General features: G+C 63.2%; 16 protein-coding genes and 1 riboswitch. Of the genes, 11 read left to right on the top strand and 5 right to left on the bottom strand.

Going from position 1 to position 18165, the window contains the following annotated elements:
* The first annotated feature begins 2 nt into the window (after nt 1-2).
* The 6 genes from ABOC32_RS26000 to ABOC32_RS25975 all read left to right on the top strand — a co-directional run bounded on the left by ABOC32_RS26000 (nt 3) and on the right by ABOC32_RS25975 (nt 7672).
* Nucleotides 3-1394: a histidine kinase sensor domain-containing protein gene (locus ABOC32_RS26000; RefSeq protein ID WP_426809403.1), complete on the top strand. Its 1392-nt coding sequence runs from the start codon at nt 3-5 to the stop codon at nt 1392-1394.
* A 158-nt stretch (nt 1395-1552) separates the two neighbouring features.
* Nucleotides 1553-2452 carry a cysteine synthase CysM gene (gene cysM / locus ABOC32_RS25995; RefSeq protein WP_234229683.1) on the top strand — a complete coding sequence of 300 codons (900 nt, stop codon included), beginning with the start codon at nt 1553-1555 and terminating at the stop codon, nt 2450-2452.
* The gene (gene rlmD, locus ABOC32_RS25990) at nt 2453-3811 is read left to right on the top strand and encodes a 23S rRNA (uracil(1939)-C(5))-methyltransferase RlmD (protein WP_426809402.1); all 1359 of its coding nucleotides are present in this window, start codon (nt 2453-2455) and stop codon (nt 3809-3811) included.
* Between the two features lie 96 nt (nt 3812-3907).
* Nucleotides 3908-6148: a GTP diphosphokinase gene (relA, locus tag ABOC32_RS25985; RefSeq protein WP_086974699.1), complete on the top strand. Its 2241-nt coding sequence runs from the start codon at nt 3908-3910 to the stop codon at nt 6146-6148.
* A 124-nt stretch (nt 6149-6272) separates the two neighbouring features.
* Nucleotides 6273-7106, top strand: coding sequence for a nucleoside triphosphate pyrophosphohydrolase (gene mazG, locus ABOC32_RS25980; protein ID WP_426809401.1), 834 nt, complete (start codon nt 6273-6275; stop codon nt 7104-7106).
* 26 nt (nt 7107-7132) lie between these two features.
* Complete coding sequence (locus tag ABOC32_RS25975; protein ID WP_086974697.1) at nt 7133-7672, top strand: DUF2058 domain-containing protein; 540 nt, start codon at nt 7133-7135, stop codon at nt 7670-7672.
* A 45-nt stretch (nt 7673-7717) separates the two neighbouring features.
* Here the strand turns inward: ABOC32_RS25975 and ABOC32_RS25970 are convergent, their stop codons facing one another.
* From ABOC32_RS25970 to purM, 4 genes are all read right to left on the bottom strand, one after another.
* A complete protein-coding gene (locus tag ABOC32_RS25970; RefSeq protein ID WP_054900562.1) occupies nt 7718-7900 on the bottom strand; it encodes a hypothetical protein in 183 nt (60 codons plus the stop codon).
* 274 nt (nt 7901-8174) lie between these two features.
* Nucleotides 8175-8885 (bottom strand): DUF3108 domain-containing protein, encoded by a 711-nt coding sequence (locus ABOC32_RS25965; RefSeq protein WP_016501109.1) that lies wholly within the window; start codon nt 8883-8885, stop codon nt 8175-8177.
* A gap of 8 nt (nt 8886-8893) precedes the next feature.
* Nucleotides 8894-9547, bottom strand: a complete 654-nt coding sequence (gene purN, locus ABOC32_RS25960; protein ID WP_426809400.1) for a phosphoribosylglycinamide formyltransferase — start codon at nt 9545-9547, stop codon at nt 8894-8896.
* Entirely contained in the window at nt 9547-10605 is a 1059-nt protein-coding gene (gene purM, locus ABOC32_RS25955; protein WP_043204324.1) for a phosphoribosylformylglycinamidine cyclo-ligase, read from the bottom strand. The genes purN and purM overlap by 1 nt, the downstream gene beginning before the upstream one ends.
* A 437-nt stretch (nt 10606-11042) precedes the next feature.
* Here purM and ABOC32_RS25950 point away from each other — a divergent pair, with 437 nt between their 5' ends.
* The 5 genes from ABOC32_RS25950 to ABOC32_RS25930 all read left to right on the top strand — a co-directional run bounded on the left by ABOC32_RS25950 (nt 11043) and on the right by ABOC32_RS25930 (nt 15605).
* On the top strand, nt 11043-12110 hold the full coding sequence (locus ABOC32_RS25950; protein ID WP_426809399.1) for a DUF2066 domain-containing protein: 1068 nt from the start codon (nt 11043-11045) through the stop codon (nt 12108-12110).
* Between the two features lie 12 nt (nt 12111-12122).
* On the top strand, nt 12123-13196 hold the full coding sequence (locus ABOC32_RS25945; protein WP_234229678.1) for an AI-2E family transporter: 1074 nt from the start codon (nt 12123-12125) through the stop codon (nt 13194-13196).
* A 252-nt stretch (nt 13197-13448) separates the two neighbouring features.
* Nucleotides 13449-14156 carry a DnaA regulatory inactivator Hda gene (gene hda, locus ABOC32_RS25940; protein WP_016485270.1) on the top strand — a complete coding sequence of 236 codons (708 nt, stop codon included), beginning with the start codon at nt 13449-13451 and terminating at the stop codon, nt 14154-14156.
* 126 nt (nt 14157-14282) lie between these two features.
* The gene (locus ABOC32_RS25935; protein ID WP_234229677.1) at nt 14283-14930 is read left to right on the top strand and encodes an NlpC/P60 family protein; all 648 of its coding nucleotides are present in this window, start codon (nt 14283-14285) and stop codon (nt 14928-14930) included.
* 141 nt (nt 14931-15071) lie between these two features.
* Entirely contained in the window at nt 15072-15605 is a 534-nt protein-coding gene (locus ABOC32_RS25930; RefSeq protein ID WP_426809398.1) for a C40 family peptidase, read from the top strand.
* A 56-nt stretch (nt 15606-15661) separates the two neighbouring features.
* Here ABOC32_RS25930 and ABOC32_RS25925 read toward each other — a convergent pair whose 3' ends face one another.
* A complete protein-coding gene (locus ABOC32_RS25925) occupies nt 15662-16969 on the bottom strand; it encodes a PQQ-dependent sugar dehydrogenase (RefSeq protein WP_426809397.1) in 1308 nt (435 codons plus the stop codon).
* An 861-nt stretch (nt 16970-17830) separates the two neighbouring features.
* Nucleotides 17831-18051: riboswitch (cobalamin riboswitch) on the top strand.
* Nucleotides 18052-18165: the final 114 nt, after the last annotated feature.

Here is an 18165-nt window from a genome sequence, read left to right as displayed (position 1 = left end):
CCATGCTTGACCGCCATTCGCTGTTCTGGAAGCTGGCCATCCTGCTGGTGGGTTTCTGCCTGCTGATGATCGGCCTCAGTTACACCTGGGGCCGGCACATGGAAATCCAGAACGCCTTCCTCTCGGAACCGGCGCGGCAGACGTTGCGAGGCTACGCCGACGAGGCTGAGCAGGCCTGGCGCAACGGCGGGCGGGCAGGGCTGGACCAGTGGGTGACGGCGATGCACCAGCGCGAACGGGGCTGGGTTGGCGTGCTCGATATCAACCTGCGACCGCTCGACAGCGCCACCCTCGACCCGCAGATCATGCAGCGGCTGACGCGCCTGCGCGGTGTCGACTGGCCGATGAGCCGGCGCAGCGTCGACCAGCCGTGGGTACGCATACCGTTCCCGGGGGCGCCGGAGCAGGGCATGCTGGTGATCGAACTGCCGCAGCGGTTCAACCCGGACCAGTACCGGTTGCTGTGGCGAATCGTCACCAACGGCATCATCCCTGGCCTGTTCACCTTGCTGTTGTGCGTGGGCCTGTACCGCATGTTGATCGTGCCGCTGAACCAGCTGCGTGAGCAGGCCAATGCCTGGCGCGCCGATCAGCTGTCGGCGCGCCTCGACTCGCGCACCATCGCCCGGCATGACGAGCTGGGCGAACTGGCCCGCGCCTTCGACCAGATGGCCGAGCGGCTGCAGGGCACGGTGGCCATGCAGCAGCAGTTGTTGCGCGACCTGTCTCACGAAATGCGCACGCCGCTGAGCCGGTTACGGGTGGCCTGCGACGGCGAGACCGACCTGCAGCGCCTGCGCGAACGCCTGACCCGTGAAGTGGACTGCATGCAGCAGTTGGTGGAAGACACCCTGCAGCTGGCCTGGCAGGACGCCGAGCGTGCGCCGATGAACCTGGAACCCATCGAAGTCCACGCGCTGTGGGAACTGCTGGCCGAGAATGCCAGCTACGAAAGCGGCTGGTCGCCCGCGCGCCTGCGCTGCGAAGTGCCGGCCGACTGCTGGGTGCAGGGCAACCTCAACCACCTGGCCCAGGCGCTGGAAAACATCTTGCGCAATGCCATTCGTCACTCGCCGGCCGAGGGTGTGGTGCGGCTGGGCGGGCAGCGCGAAGGCAGTTACTGGTGGTTGTGGCTGGAGGATGAAGGCGGCGGCGTGGCTGAAGAGGACCTGGAACGGATCTTCGCGCCGTTCTCGCGGCTGGACGGTTCTCGGCCGGGGGATGGCGGTTTTGGCCTGGGCTTGAGCATCGCCCGCAGTGCCATCCAGCGCCAGGGCGGGACCTTGTGGGCGCAGAATGGCAAGCATGGGCTGCGGCTGTGGATGAGGTTGCCGTTACATGTGCCGGCCCCTTCGCGGGCACGCCCGCTCCCACAGATACAGCAATTATCTTGAGTGCAGTGCGATCCCTGTGGGAGCGGGCGTGCCCGCGAATAGGTCCGCACAGGCTTGGTTATAGCTTGTAGCTATATGCACCACAGATTGCGTGATATGGCCGCGAGGGGTTTGCCGGTATGATAGGCGCCCCTGCCGTCCGGATTGTGAAAGACACCATGACCTTGCAGTACCCAACCATCGCCGATTGCGTCGGCAATACGCCCCTGGTTCGCCTGCAGCGCCTTGCTGGTGAAACCAGCAACACCCTCCTGCTCAAGCTCGAAGGTAACAATCCTGCCGGCTCGGTGAAGGACCGCCCGGCGCTGTCGATGATCACCCGCGCCGAACTGCGTGGCCAGATCAAGCCCGGCGACACCCTGATCGAAGCCACGTCCGGCAACACCGGTATCGCCCTGGCAATGGCGGCGGCGATCAAGGGCTACAAGATGATCCTGATCATGCCCGACAACTCCACCGCCGAGCGCAAGGCCGCCATGACTGCCTATGGTGCCGAGCTGATCCTGGTGACCAAGGAGGAGGGCATGGAAGGCGCTCGTGACCTGGCCGAGAAGCTGCAGGCCGAAGGCCGCGGCCTGGTGCTCGACCAGTTCGCCAACGGCGACAACCCGATTGCCCACTACAACAGCACCGGCCCTGAGATCTGGCAGCAGACCCAGGGCAACATTACCCATTTCGTCAGCTCCATGGGTACCACTGGCACCATCATGGGCTGCTCGCAGTACCTCAAGGAGCAGAACCCGGCGGTACAGATCATCGGCCTGCAACCGATGGAAGGCTCGGCCATTCCGGGCATTCGCCGCTGGCCCGAGGAATACCTGCCGAAAATCTTCGACGCCACCCGCGTCGACCGTGTGGTCGACATGTCGCAGCAGGAAGCCGAAGACACCACCCGCCGCCTTGCCCGTGAAGAGGGCATTTTCTGCGGCGTGTCTTCCGGTGGTGCGGTTGCAGCCATGCTGCGCCTCTCCCGCGAGGTGGAAAATGCCGTGATGGTCGCGATCATCTGCGACCGCGGCGACCGTTACCTCTCCACCGGCCTGTTTGATCCGAGCTAAATGTCCAAGAAAAAAAGCAACAGCGGCCTGCGCTTCCAGCCGGCCGGCGGCAACCGCACTCCCCAGGTCCCCGTGGGCAAGAAGCAGCGCCTGGAAATCGAGCGCCTGGCCGGTGACGGCCGTGGCATCGCCTTCCTTGAAGGGCGCACCTGGTTCGTCAGTGGCGCCCTGGCCGGTGAGGCCGTGGAGGCGCGGGTACTCAACGCCCGTGGCAAAGTGGTCGAGGCCCGCCTGGAGCGGGTGCTGCAGGCCAGTCCCGAGCGCCGTGAGGCACCGTGCCGCCACTACGCACGCTGCGGTGGCTGCAACTTGCAGCACCTGCCGCACGACGCGCAGCTGGCGCTCAAGCAGCGCACCCTGGCCGAGCAGCTGCAGCGGGTGGCCGGCGTGCAACCCGAGGAATGGGCCGCACCCCTGAGCGGGCCAGAATTCGGCTACCGGCGCCGGGCCCGTGTGGCCGTACGCTGGGACGTCAAGGCGCGTCAGCTGGAAGTGGGCTTCCGTGCCGAAGCCAGCCAGGACATCATCGCCATCGACGACTGCGCGGTGCTGGTACAGCCCTTGCAGTCGATTCTGCGCCACTTGCCGACGGTGCTGCGTTCTTTGAGCAAACCGCAGGCGCTGGGCCACGTGGAACTGTTCAGTGGCACCGCCGAGGCGGTGTTGGTGCGCCACGTCGCGCCGCTGCCGGCAGAAGACCTGGCAAAACTGCAGGCGTTCTGCGAGCAGGCCAATGCCCAGCTGTGGCTGCAGGGTGAAGGCGAGCCGGCGCCGGTGGACCCGGCCGTGCAACTGGGCTTTGCCCTGGCGCCGTGGCAGCTGGAACTGGCCTGGCGCCCAGGTGACTTCGTGCAGGTGAATGCCCAGGTCAACACGGCGATGATCGAGCAGGCCCTGGCCTGGCTCGCACCGCAGGCCGACGAGCGGGTGCTGGACCTGTTCTGCGGCCTGGGCAACTTTGCCCTGCCGCTGGCCCGCAAGGCCCGTGAGGTGGTGGCAGTGGAAGGTGTACAGGCCATGGTCGATCGGGCCGCGGCCAATGCCCGGAACAACAATGTGCATAACGCACGGTTTTTTCAGGCCGATTTATCGCAGCCTTTGGCAGGCGCCGGATGGGCCGCCGAGGGCTTTTCTGCGGTACTCTTGGATCCACCGCGCGACGGTGCTTTCGAGGTGGTGCAAGGCATCGCACGCCTCCAGGCCAAACGGCTGGTTTACGTATCGTGCAACCCGGCCACGCTGGCGCGAGACGCGCAGGTGCTGGTCGGCCAGGGGTACCGGTTAAAAAGGGCCGGGATTCTCGACATGTTTCCTCAAACGGCGCATGTCGAGGCCATGGCGTTATTCGAAGTGGGCTAGCAGACTGGCCCCTTGGTGTGGCTTCCATGGAATGGCAGCCTCACGGTGATCGCCAGCGCACCCGCGTGGTGCGCTGTATGGAAAGGTAAAACAAAGATGGTACAGGTGAGAGTGCACCAGCCGGTCAACACCGACGGCAGTATCAATCTCGATGGATGGTTGGACCATGTGGTAAGCGTCGACTCGGCACTGGATCGCGCAGCGCTCAAAGAAGCCTGCGAGTTTGCCCATGAGATCGAGAAGAAGGGCAACCCGGCCAAGCATTCCTGGGCGGACGGTACGTCCAGCTTCCAGGCGGGCCTGGAAATTGCCGAAATACTCGCAGACCTCAAGCTGGACCAGGATTCTCTGGTTGCCGCGGTCATCTACCGTTCGGTACGCGAGGGCAAGGTGACCCTGGCCGAGGTCAGCCAGCGGTTCGGCCCGGTGGTGTCCAAGCTGATCGACGGCGTGTTGCGCATGGCCGCCATCAGCGCCAGCCTCAGCCCGCGGCAGTCGCTGGTGCTGGGCTCGCAGGCGCAGGTCGAGAACTTGCGCAAGATGCTCGTGGCCATGGTCGACGATGTGCGTGTGGCACTGATCAAGCTGGCCGAGCGTACCTGCGCAATCCGTGCGGTCAAGGCCGCCGACGACGAGAAACGCCTGCGTGTCGCGCGTGAGGTGTTCGACATCTATGCGCCGCTGGCGCACCGCCTGGGTATCGGCCACATCAAGTGGGAGCTGGAAGACCTGTCCTTCCGCTACCTCGAACCCGACCAGTACAAGCAGATCGCCAAGCTGCTGCACGAGCGCCGGCTGGACCGCGAACGCTTCATCAGCGACGTGATGAACCAGCTGCAGAACGAGCTGCTGGCCACGGGCGTCAATGCCGACATCAGCGGCCGGGCGAAACATATCTATTCGATCTGGCGCAAGATGCAGCGCAAAGGCCTGGAATTCAGCCAGATCTACGACGTGCGTGCAGTGCGCGTGCTGGTGCCGGAAATTCGCGACTGCTACACCGCGCTGGGTATCGTGCACACGCTGTGGCGGCACATCCCCAAAGAGTTCGACGACTACATCGCCAACCCCAAGGAAAACGGCTACCGCTCGCTGCACACCGCAGTGATCGGCCCCGAGGGCAAGGTGCTGGAGGTGCAGATCCGTACCCACGGCATGCATGAAGAAGCCGAGCTGGGGGTTTGCGCCCACTGGCGCTACAAGGGCACCGACGTCAAGCCCAGCTCCAACCATTACGAAGAGAAGATTTCCTGGCTGCGCCAGGTGCTGGAATGGCACGAAGAGCTGGGCGACATCGGTGGCCTGGTCGAGCAGTTGCGGGTCGACATCGAGCCGGACCGGGTCTATGTGTTCACCCCTGACGGCCACGCCATTGACTTGCCCAAGGGGGCGACCCCGCTGGACTTCGCCTACCGTGTGCACACCGAGATCGGCCACAACTGCCGGGGTGCCAAGATCAACGGCCGTATCGTGCCGCTGAACTATAGCCTGCAGACCGGTGAGCAGGTGGAGATCATCACCAGCAAGCACGGCAACCCCAGTCGTGACTGGTTGAACTCCAACCTGGGCTACGTCACCACCTCGCGGGCACGGGCCAAGATCGTGCACTGGTTCAAGCTGCAGGCACGTGACCAGAACGTCGCCGCCGGCAAGACCTTGCTCGAGCGCGAGCTCAGCCGCCTGGGCTTGCCGCAGGTGGACTTCGAACGCCTGGCCGAGAAGACCAACGTCAAGACCGCCGAGGACATGTTCGCCTCGCTCGGCGCAGGCGACCTGCGCCTGGCCCACCTGGTCAACGCCGCCCAGCAGTTGCTGGAGCCTGAGCGCATCGAGCAGATCGAGCTGGTACCGCGCAAGCCTACCGGGCCGCGTACCGGCAAGCGTGGTGACATCCAGATTCAGGGTGTCGGCAACCTGCTGACGCAGATGGCCGGCTGCTGCCAGCCGCTGCCGGGCGATGCCATTGTCGGTTACATCACCCAGGGCCGTGGCGTGAGCATCCATCGCCAGGACTGTGCCTCGGTGCTGCAACTGGCGGGCAAGGAGCCGGAGCGCATGATCCAGGTGAGCTGGGGGCCGATCCCGGTGCAGACCTACCCGGTCGACATCGTCATCCGTGCCTACGACCGCCCGGGGCTGCTGCGCGATGTGTCGCAGGTGCTGCTGAACGAGAAGATCAACGTGCTGGCGGTGAACACCCGCTCGAACAAGGAAGACAACACGGCGCTGATGTCGCTGACCATCGAGATTCCCGGCCTGGACGCGCTGGGTCGCCTGCTGGGGCGGATCTCGCAGTTGCCGAACATCATCGAGACGCGGCGTAATCGTACTCCTTGAGACCGCGGCGGCTTCTTCGCGGGTAAACCCGCTCCCACAGGTACGGCGCACATCTCAGGATTTGCACGATACCTGTGGGAGCGGGTTTACCCGCGAAGCAGGCGCCACTAAAGGATCTGCCTAGATGACCTACACCCTCGAAGACCTGCTGCACCTCATGGCCCGCCTGCGCGACCCGCAGTACGGCTGCCCGTGGGACTTGAAGCAGAACTACGCGAGTATCGTTGCCCACACCATCGAAGAAGCCTACGAGGTCGCCGACACCATCGAGCGCGGCGATTTCGAGCACCTGCAGGGTGAGCTGGGCGACCTGCTGTTCCAGGTGGTCTACTACAGCCAGCTGGCCCGGGAAGAGGGGCGTTTCGAGTTCGATGGCGTGGTCGACAGCATTACCCGCAAGCTGATTCGCCGCCACCCACATGTATTCCCCACCGGCGAGCTGTATGCGCCGCTGGACACCCCCAGCCTGAACGAGGCCCAGGTCAAGTCGCGCTGGGAAGAGATCAAGGCGCAGGAACGCGCCGAGAAAAGCACCCCCGAGCAACTGTCGCTGCTCGACGATGTACCGTCAGCCTTGCCGGCCCTGTCGCGGGCAGCCAAACTGCAGAAGCGTGCGGCCACGGTCGGTTTCGACTGGCCTGGAGCATTGCCGGTGCTGGACAAGGTGCGCGAAGAGCTGGATGAAGTACTGCAGGCCATGGCCGACGGTGATGCCGATGCGCTCGAGGATGAGGTCGGCGACCTGCTGTTCGCCGCCGTCAACCTGGCTCGCCATCTCAAGCAAGACCCTGAAAATGCCCTGCGCCGCGCCAACCGCAAGTTCGAGCGACGTTTCCGTTTTATCGAGCAGGCATTGCGCGACAGCGGCCGCCCCATTGAAGATTGTAACCTTGACGAACTGGACGCCCTTTGGGGTGAAGCCAAACGTCAGGAAAAGAACCTGCCCAGCTGCGGCTGAGCTGTTGCATAAGTGAGTGAACATTCATGAGCCTTTCCCTTCGCGACCAATTGCTCAAAGCCGGTCTGGTCAACCAGAAACAGGTCTCGCAGACCAACAAAGCTGAAAAGAAACAGAAGCGCATGGAGCACAAAGGCCAGGTCGAAGTCGACGACAGCCAACAGCGCATCGCCAAGGAAGCCATGGCCGAAAAGGTCAAGCGCGACCAGGAGCTGAATCGCCAGCAGCAGGAAAAGGCTGAGCAGAAAGCCCGTGCCGCACAGGTCAAGCAGTTGATCGAAGCCACGCGCCTGCCCAAGCTGAACACCGAGGATTACTACAACTTCGTCGACGACAAGAAGGTCAAGCGCATTGCCGTCAACGCTTTGATGCGGACCCGGTTGAGTAACGGCGCATTGGCCGTTGTGGCCCATGCCGGCGGTTACGAGGTGATTCCCCGTGAAGCGGCGGTGAAGATCCAGGAGCGTGACCCCAGCCGTATCCTGCTGCTCAACACCCATGTCGAGGAAGCGGACGAGGACGACCCGTACGCGGCCTACAAGATCCCGGACGACCTGATGTGGTAAACACGAAAAACCCCGCCTTGGCGGGGTTTTTTATTTGAAGAGGGGTCACTGCGTGGTGCGCTGGTTTTCCAGGACTTCCAGCTCTACGCGGTACTGGTGCGCTTCATGTTCATTGTGGAACATGCCCACCAATTGGCCTTGTTGGTGCACATCCCAGATCCGCACGCCAGCGGCCAGGCCTTCGTGGGACATTTTCGATTCGTCGCGTTCGGTTACTTGGACTGTCATCGGTAAACTCCACTTCTTCAGTTGGCTGCGACAGTGTGTCGCACACCCTCTTTATAGAGTTTGTTAGCAGGCTAAGTAAATAAAACAGGCATGAAACAAGTTTCATAAAGCTGGAAGGTGTGTTGCCTGTACCGGCCTCTTCGCAGCACAAGGCTGCTCCTACAGGGGAAGCGCGATACCTGTAGGAGCAGCCTTGTGCTGCGAAGAGGCCGGTACAGGTATTATAAAAAACCCCGCACTGGGCGGGGCTTCGGGTGCAGCAGGCGGTGCTGGATCAGTTGCCTTTAACCGGCTTGCCATCGACCGTGCCATCCTGCAGCACGATCACGTACTCCTTGCCATCCGTTTCGACCTGGCGCAGTTGCACCAGCAGGTAGTCCCAGTTCTTGGCGAACCACAGCTCGGTGATGCGCTTGCTCTGGCTCGGGTCGCGTACGCGCTCGACCTTCACGGCATCGACCTGGCCGGTCTTGGTGGCGACCTTTTCAGTGCCCAGCACGCGGAAGTCGTAGGTGTCGATCTCGTCACCGTCAACCACCTGGTAGGTCATGCTTTTCTTGCCGGCGGCTACGTCATGCTGCAGGGCCAGCTGGTAGGACGACTTGTCCAGCACGCCGCGGTTCAGCGGCAGGCTGACAGCGTCGCCACGGTCGCTGCCGGTGACCTTCTTGCCGGTCCAGTCGAAGTTCAGGTCGACCTTCTTGGCTTTGCCCAGGCCGCCGCGCTCGAAGTGGTACTTCTGCGGCAGCAGGGTGTCGTTTTCCAGGCGCAGGGTGCTTTGCTCGGTCAGGCTGGCGATCATCATGGAAGCCTTGAAGTTAAGGTCCCAGGTACCGTTGGCATTCTTGACCAGGCTGCGCTCGGCGGTGCCGCTCATGGGTAGCTGCTTCCAGTCGGCGGTGTAGCTGGCCGAGAAAGGCTTGAGATCAGCTGCCTGGAGGGGCAGGGCGAGCACGGCGAGAGCCAAGAGCAGGGCGCGACGCATAAATTCTCCTAGGATCGAATCAAGTGACCGCTGGCCGCCAGCGGCTGGCCATCCAGTAATGCACCCTGTTCGCCAAGGCGCAAGCGCCCGTCAGCGAACCAGCGCACCGCCAGCGGGTAGATCAGGTGTTCCTGGTGGTGTACCCGCTGGGCCAGGCTTTCGACGGTGTCGTCAGACGCCACCGGTACTACAGCCTGTACGACCAGTGGGCCGCCATCGAGTTCCTCGGTCACGAAGTGTACGCTGCAGCCATGCTCGGCGTCGCCTGCCTCCAGCGCCCGGCGATGGGTATGCAGGCCCTTGTATCTGGGCAGCAGCGACGGGTGGATGTTGAGCAGGCGGCCCTGATAGTGGCGCACGAAGCCGCCACTGAGGATGCGCATGAAACCGGCCAGCACCACCAGGTCCGGGGCGAAACCGTCGATGCGCGCAACCAGTGCGGCATCGAAGGCTTCACGGCCGTCGAACTGGGTGTGGTCGAGCACCACGCAGTCGATGCCTGCCGCCGCCGCACGTTGCAGGCCGTAGGCATCGGCGCGGTTGGAAACCACCGCACGGATGCGCACCGGGCTGTCCTGGCCTTGGCAGCTGTCGATCAGGGCTTGCAAGTTGCTGCCGGAACCCGACAGCAACACCACTACATTGCAGGTCTTGCTTGGCATCAGTGTGCCTTGAGGTTTTGCAGCTCGACCTGGGCGGCGCCTTCGGCGGCTTCGGCGATGTGGCCGATGACCCATGGCTGCTCACCGGCGGCGCGCAGTTCGTTCAGGGCGGCTTCGACCTGATCCTGGGCTACGCAGATGACCATGCCGACGCCGCAGTTCAGCACGCGGTGCATTTCATGCTCGTCGACGTTGCCTTTTTCCTGCAGGAAGTCGAATACCACCGGGCGCTGCCAGCTGGCGACGTCAACCACGGCCTGGGCGTTTTTCGGCAGTACGCGCGGGATGTTGTCCAGCAGGCCGCCACCGGTGATGTGGGCCATGGCCTTCACGGCACCGGTGTTCTTGATCAGCTGCAACAGCGGCTTGACGTAGATGCGGGTAGGCGCCATCAGCAGGTCGGTCAGCGGTTGGCCGTCCAGCTGGGTGTTCTCGATGTCGGTGGCGGACACTTCGAGGATCTTGCGGATCAGCGAGTAGCCGTTGGAGTGCGGGCCCGAGGACGGCAGGGCGATCAGCGCGTCGCCAGTGGCAACCTTGGAGCCGTCGATGATCTCGGCCTTTTCCACCACGCCGACGCAGAAGCCGGCCAGGTCGTAGTCTTCGCCTTCGTACATGCCAGGCATTTCGGCGGTTTCACCACCGACCAGCGAGCAACCGGCCAGTTCGCAACCGGCGCCAATGCCGGTGACGACGGTGGCGGCCACGTCAACGTTCAGTTTGCCGGTGGCGTAGTAGTCGAGGAAGAACAGCGGCTCGGCGCCGCACACCACCAGGTCGTTGACGCACATGGCGACCAGGTCCTGGCCGATGCTGTCGTGCTTGTTCAGGTTCAGCGCCAGGCGCAGCTTGGTGCCGACGCCGTCGGTGCCGGAGACCAGCACTGGCTGCTTGTAGCCGGCCGGGATCTCGCAGAGGGCGCCGAAGCCGCCCAGGCCACCCATGACTTCAGGGCGTGCGGTGCGTTTTGCCACGCCCTTGATGCGTTCGACCAGTGCTTCGCCGGCGTCGATGTCTACACCGGCGTCCTTGTAGCTCAGGGAGGGTTGCTTGCTCATTGATCCAGGCCTTTAGGAGGGAGGGATTCTTAAAAACGACCATGACGGCCAAGACCGGCGGGTAAGCGGCGGCTGCCTGAAACATCAGTGGTCTGTGAAGGCGCGCGATTTTATCAGGGTTGCCGGGCAGCGGCCATCCTCAGGCCGACGGGCAGGGCATGAAAATAGGTATTTAGTGGGGGCACCAAGGGGGCACGCGCCGTTGCCTCAGGAATAATTGGCGCGAAACAAATGTAGGAGCAGCCTTGTGCTGCGAAGCGCCGCGCGGGCGGCGCTCGATTTCACCGGCGCTTAACCTGTTGTGGCGAACACCTGTCAACCTCGGGCTCCCCTTCCCGACAACACCCCGCAACCAATCTTTCACCCCCTCGCGACTGGTGACCTTGCTCCCCCGTGTATAAGGTATAGGCATTGCGGTAACTGGACAGGAATCCTCCATGCGTTTTTTCAATATTCTGGCAGCCGGTTGCCTGGCCCTGATAGCGGCCACCGCTCAGGCTGAAAATGTCTCTGGCCTTTATCAGGTACGCGAGCCGGTCACAGGGCAGGGCCCTGAAGCCCGTACCGCAGCCACCACCAAAGCCCTCGACACGCTGGTGCTGCGCCTGACCGGCGACGCCAAGGCCGCGCAGAGCCCGGCGCTGGCCGAGCTGCGCAAGGACCCGCAGCAGATCATCAACCAGGTTGGCAGCGAAGCCGGCCCGCCCGAGTCGGTGCTGGTGGAGTTCGACCCGGGCAGTACCGAGCGCGCCCTGCGCAAGGCCGGCCTCGCGCTGTGGGGCAGCAATCGGCCCTCAATTCTCGGCTGGTGGCTGAATGACAGTGTCGAGGGCAGCAGCCTGGTCGGTGATGGCCAGGCCAGCGCCCAGCCGCTGCGTCGTGCCGCGCAGCATCGTGGCCTGCCGCTGCGCCTGCCGCTGGCCGACCTGCAGGAGCAACTGGTGGCCAATGCCAAGCAGATCGAAGGCAGCGACCCGGCACCGTTGCGGGAGGCCTCCGAGCGCTATGGCGCTGACGCCTTGCTGGCGGTGCATGCCCAGGAAACCGATGGCAAGTGGCAGGGCAAGTGGCAGCTGTGGCTGGGCGACCAGCGTGAGCAAGGCACTGCCGAGGGGGCCGACCCGGCAGCCTTGGCCGATGCGGTGATGTTGGCGGTAAGCAGCCGACTGGCGCCACGTTATGTCGCCCGCCCGGGCGCCAGCAGCCAGATGCAGGTGCAAGTACAGGGGATGAGCCTGCAGCGTTATGCCGAGCTTGCCCGTGTACTTGAGCCCTACGGCCCGCGCCTGAAGATGGTCGAAGGCACCACCCTGACCTATGGCGTGACCGGCAACCGCGAGCAATTGCGTGCCCAGCTTGGCCTGGCCAAATTGCAGGAACTGCCCGCCGAGCAGGCGCCGGCAGTGCCCGTCACGCCAGCCCCGGCCGCGAGTGCAACGGCTGAACAACCCGCGCCGGCCTCGTCTGCGCCCAAGCCGTTCGACGGCCTGCGTTTTCGCTGGTAAAGGGAGCATACCGTGATCGATGTACGTCGCTGGATCTGGCTGGGTGCTGCCCTGCTGATCGCTGTGCTGCTTTATAGCTTGCACAACATTCTTACGCCGTTTCTGGTCGGCATCCTGCTGGCCTACCTGGCCGACCCGCTGGTTGACCGCCTGGAGCGCCTGGGGCTGTCGCGAACCTGGGGCGTGGTGGTGGTGTTCGGCCTGTTCACCTTGTTACTGATGGCCTTGCTGCTGGTGCTGGTGCCGATGCTTGCCAAGCAGCTGGTGCGCCTGTACGAGTTGGCGCCGCAGATGCTCGACTGGCTCGAACAGGTGGCGCTGCCATGGGTGCAGGGTCGTCTGGGCCTGGCCGATGGCTTCTGGAAATTCGACAAGATCAAGGCCGCCATCGGCGCGCACATGGGCCAGACCACCGACATCGTTGGCATGTTGTTGTCCCATGCCACCGCCTCGAGCCTGGCGTTGATGGCCTGGCTGGCGAACATGGTGCTGATTCCTGTGGTGGGCTTCTATCTGCTGCGCGATTGGGACCTGATGATGGGCAAGCTGCGCGGCCTGCTACCGCGCCAGCGTGAGCCGCAGGTGATGGGCCTGGCAGGCGAATGCCATGAGGTACTGGGGGCATTCGTGCGCGGGCAACTCATGGTGATGGTGGCCTTGGGCATCATCTATTCGGCCGGGCTCATGCTGGTGGGGCTTGAGCTGGGCCTGCTGATCGGCATGCTCGCGGGCCTTGCGGCCATTGTGCCGTACATGGGCTTCATCATCGGCATTGGTGCCGCGCTGGTGGCTGGCCTGTTCCAGTTCGGCGGCGACCTGTACCCGATGCTGGGCATCGTTGCGGTGTTCATGGTCGGGCAGGCGCTGGAAGGCATGGTGCTGACCCCGCTGCTGGTGGGTGACCGCATCGGTCTGCACCCGGTTGCGGTGATCTTTGCCATCCTTGCCGGTGGTGAGCTGTTCGGCTTCACCGGGGTGCTCCTGGCCCTGCCGGTGGCGGCGGTGATCATGGTGCTCCTGCGGCATATGCATGACTTGTACAAAGAGTCGGACATGTATGCCGGGGAAATTGACCCGGATCTGTGAGGTGGGGGCATTCGCTTTCCCTGTGGGAGCGGGTTCACCCGCGAAAAAACCAACACGGTGTATGGCACCGGCAGAGCCGGTGTTCGCGGGTGAACCCGCTCCCACAGGGTCTGATGTCAGCCGTTAAACAGCGCAACTTGTTGATTTTGCTTGCGCTATCCATTGCCGTGATTGTGCGCCCCGCGTTGCGGGTATAGACTTTGCAGATTGTTCACCAAAGGCCCCCTGCGGTCCTGCTGACCGCCCGCGAGCATGAAACCACCGATCCAGTTGCCCCTGGGTGTGCGCCTTCGCGATGACGCCACCTTCATCAACTACTATCCGGGCGCCAATGCTGCGGCATTGGGTTACGTCGAGCGGCTATGCGAAGCCGACGCCGGCTGGACCGAGAGCCTTATCTACCTGTGGGGCAAGCAGGGTGTTGGCCGTAGCCACCTGCTGCAGGCCGCCACCCACCGTTTCCAGCAACGTGGCGAGCCCGCCGTCTACCTGCCGTTGGCGCAACTGCTCGACCGTGGCGTAGAGGTGCTCGACTACCTGGCCCAGTACGAACTGGTCTGCATCGACGACCTGCATGTGATTGCAGGCAAGGCAGACTGGGAAGAGGCCATGTTCCACCTGTTCAACCGCCTGCGCGACAGCGGCCGGCGCCTGCTGCTGGCCGCTTCGGCATCGCCACGGGAGCTGCCGATCAAGCTGCCGGACCTGAAGTCGCGCCTGACCCTGGCCCTGGTGTTCCAGATGCGGGGCCTGTCCGACGAAGACAAGCTGCGTGCCCTGCAATTGCGTGCTTCGCGCCGCGGCCTGCACCTTACCGACGAAGTCGGCCACTTCATCCTTACCCGCGGTGCGCGCAGCATGAGTGCGCTGTTCGACCTGCTCGAACGCCTCGACCAGGCCTCGCTGCAGGCACAACGCAAGCTCACCATCCCTTTCCTCAAGGAAACCCTGGGCTGGTAACCCCCTGAAAACGCTGGGCCAGAGCGGCAAAACAAAAAAGTCACATCTTTTTCGATAAAATTTGCAAATGGCCATGATAGAGGGCATAGTTTCCCCCTCTAAAGGATTACAGACACGGTCGTGCCCATGCTAAAGCGCTTCGCACCCCTCGTGCCACTCGCACTCGTGACCCTGCTTTTTGGCTGCGCGGCCCAAGGCCCAGCTTCTCATTCAGAGCCGCAGGATCACACCCCGATTGCCGCACAGTCGGCAATCAAGGCCAAAGCCTCGTCCTCGTCGGTATTCGGCGAACCGGAAGAGCTGGCCACTGAAGATGACCTGGCGGCTTTCTCCAGCAACAGCAAGCCTTACCAGCTGCCCGTTCTGGCGGACAGCATTCTCGAGCGCGGCATGGCCTTGATCGGCACCCGCTACCGCTTCGGTGGTACCTCGGAAAAGTCCGGCTTCGACTGCAGTGGTTTCATCGGCTACCTGTTCCGCGAAGAGGCGGGCATGACCCTGCCGCGCTCCACGCGTGAAATGATCAACGTCGATGCCCCGAAAGTGGCCCGCAACAAGCTCAAGCCTGGTGACCTGCTGTTCTTCAGCACCAATGGCCGCGGCCGCGTCAGCCATGCCGGCATCTACCTGGGTGACAACCAGTTCATCCACTCCAGCAGCCGCCGCAGCGGTGGTGTGCGCATCGACAGCCTCGGTGACCGCTACTGGAGCAAGACCTTCATCGAAGCCAAGCGTGCCTTGGCCATGGCGCCGACCAACATCGCGCGCAACTGATAGCAAAATGATATATCCTGCCGCGGCGGCGATGCTTTTGAAAAAAAGCTCGCCGCCGTGCGCATTTACAGAAAGCGTCTAATCTAAATTCTCAACTCTTTTCGGCTGCTGCGCAGCGGTCTCAGACAGGATGTTCTGGCCATGATAAAGATGGCGCGCTTCGCATTTCTCTCCCTGGCGGCATTGCTTGCTGCCTGCTCCAGCCGCGCGCCTGCGCCGGCCCCTGTGGTTCAGCCGCAGGTGAGCTATAGCCAACCGAGCCCTTCGCCGATTGCCGATGACGTGCTGATCCGTGCCATTGGTCTGGTGGGTACGCCTTATCGCTGGGGCGGCAACACCCCGGACTCCGGCTTCGATTGCAGTGGTTTGATCAAATACGTCTACCGTGATGCGGCCGGCATCAGCTTGCCGCGTTCCACGCGCGAGATGATCGTCATGCGCGCCCCGACGGTGGATGCCAAGGCGCTGCAATCCGGCGACCTGGTGTTCTTTGCCACCGGTGGTGGTTCGCAGGTCAGCCATGCCGGCATTTACGTAGGGGAAGGGCGCTTCGTGCATGCGCCCTCCACAGGTGGCACGGTACGCCTGGACTATCTGTCCAACAGCTACTGGGCCAAGGCCTACCTGCAGGCCAAGCGCGTGATTCCGCAAGGGCATCTGGCGCAGAACCCCTGATTCTCAATGCCTGAAGCAGCGGCCCCGTTCAGCGGGGCCGATACAGGCCGTCGGGCTCAAGGTGCTTTGCTCACCCGCCAGATGACATTGCCGACATCGTCGGCCACCAATATCCCGCCTTTCCCGTCGTTGATGACTCCCACCGGTCGCCCCATTGCCTTGCCATCGCTATCGAGAAACCCTGTGAGCAGGTCGATGGGGCGGCCCACAGGTTTGCCTGAACGGTCGAAGGGTACGAACAACACTTTGTAGCCACTGTGTGGTTTACGGTTCCACGACCCGTGCTGGCCGACCAATGCGCCCTGTTCGAAAGGCGGCGGCAACATGCCAGGTTCGGTGAATGCCAGCCCCAGGGATGCGGTGTGTGGGCCCACCGCGTAGTCGGGCGCCAGCGCCTGGGCGACCTTCTGCGGGGCCTGCGGGTGTACCCGTTGGTCTACGTGCTGCCCGTAGTAGCTGTATGGCCAGCCATAGAAGCCGCGGTCTTTCACCGAGGTGATGTAATCCGGCACCAGGTCGCTGCCGATTTCGTCACGTTCGTTGACTGCTGTCCACAAGGCCTTGCTGTGCGGCTCCCAGGCGAGTCCGTTGGGGTTGCGCAGGCCGGTGGCGAACAGCCGGTGCTTGCCGCTTGCCGGGTCCACTTCCCAGATCGCGGCGCGGCCTTGCTCTTTTTCCATGCCGTTTTCCCCGACGTTGCTGTTCGAGCCAACCGTGACGTAGAGCTTCTTGCCGTCGGGGCTTGCGATCACGTTCTTGGTCCAGTGATGGTTCAGGGGGCCGCCGGGCAACTCGGTTACCGGCTGCCCCTTGTCGGTAATCTGCATGGCGCCCGGTTCATAGTGAAAGCGCAGCAGCCTGTCGGTGTCGGCCACGTACAAGTCTTTACCCACCAATGTCATGCCGAAAGGGGAGTTGAGCCCTTCGATGAAAGGGGTGTGGATTTCTGCCACGCCATCGTGGTCGGCATCGCGCAGCAGGGTAATGCGGTTGGCACTGGGTACGGTCGCGCCGGCGCGTTTCATTGCCTTGCCCATGGCCCAGCCGCGAATGCCTTTGCCATCTTCGGGTTTGGGTGGCGCGTTGGTCTCGGCTACCAGCACATCGCCGTTGGGCAGTAGGTAGAGCCAGCGTGGGTGGTCGAGGCCGCTGGCGAAGGGGGCGACCTGGGTGCCTGGCGCAGCGGTGGGCTTCTTGCCTTTTGGCCAGCCGATTGCGGGGGCGATATTTACGGTGGGGATCAATGTCGTGACGGGGGCGGGGAGGCTGGGGTTGGGCCCGCTGCCCTCGTTTACGCTCAACAGGGCTGTTTCGCCGCAGCCTGCCAGGCTGGCTGCTATTAACCAAGGCATCAGGCATTTCATGTGCGGCGTCCTTTAACGAAGGCCTTTTCAATTGAGAGGCTGTCGGCGTTCGCCAGGTTCCCCTCGGCTTGCTCTTGCTCTTGCTCTTGCTTCGGCTTTTGCTTTTAAACGCGCGATAGTTCAGGCGACGCAGATTGCGACTTCAGGAGGCCGAGCGCAGGGCTTGCGGAGGGAGGTGACGGGCATGGATGCCCGTCAAGCGCTGGGCCCCAGGATGGGGCCTGCAGCGCGGTCCTCCCGGGAGCAAGCCCGGAGCGAGGGGACCCCGGAGCGCAGCGTAGGGGCCGGATGATGGGAGCGCAGCGTTTTTTGGTTACTTTTTGTCGCGTTTGACAAAAAGTGACCCGCCGTAAGGGCGGAAAGGTGACTATGCGCCACCTGCGCGAACGAATGTCTGCTCGGTGTGAATGCCCACACCTCAAAAGCTAAAAGCTAAAAGCTAAAAGCTTAAGCGTCGGTTTTGATAAGTCGAAAACTCCATTTGCGATGGTGACACTGACTCACCTTTTCGCTCTTACAGCGAGTCACTTTTTGTCAAACGCGACAAAAAGTAACCAAAAAACGCTGCGCTCCGATCATCCGGCCCCTGCGCTGCGCTCCGGGGTTCCCTCACTCCGGCCTTGCTCCCGGGAGGACCGCGCTGCAGGCCCCATCCTGGGGCCCAGCGCTTGACGGGCATCCATGCCCGTCACCTCCCTCCGCAAGGCCTGCGTTCGGCCTCCTGAAGTCGCGAAGATCAAAAGCCAGATCAAGATCAAGAGCTAGATCAAGAGCTAGATCAAGAGCTAGATCAAGAGCCAGATCAAGAGCATACGTCGCTGCAACACCCGCTTCGATTGACGCTCCGGGTGCAACCCTCTAACCTTCGCGCGTGTTTCAGGTGCCCTGCCAGCCCCGGCTGGGCAGGGTGAAACTGGGAAGCCGGTGGGCGCCAGCATGGCGCGATTCCGGCGCTGCCCCCGCAACGGTAGGTGAGTAGAAGGCCGCGCAGGGCCACTGGATGCCAGCATCCGGGAAGGCGCGCAGGCCAGGGCCAAAGCCCGCTCACAAGCCCGGAGACCGGCCTGGAACTGTCAACGGCATCACGGAGGGTGATGCGCGGTGCACCGTGGCCCCCTGCCATGGCCCCTGCGCGTTCTCCGTCTGCCTGCCTATTACCTGTCACCACGCCTTGCCATGGTGCCAGCCTGCGGAGA

The organism is Pseudomonas sp. WOUb67 (genome assembly GCF_050058005.1).
Lineage (GTDB): Bacteria > Pseudomonadota > Gammaproteobacteria > Pseudomonadales > Pseudomonadaceae > Aquipseudomonas > Aquipseudomonas putida_R.
The sequence above is the reverse complement of the archived record's forward strand: the minus strand, read 5'-3'. Positions and strand labels throughout refer to the sequence as shown.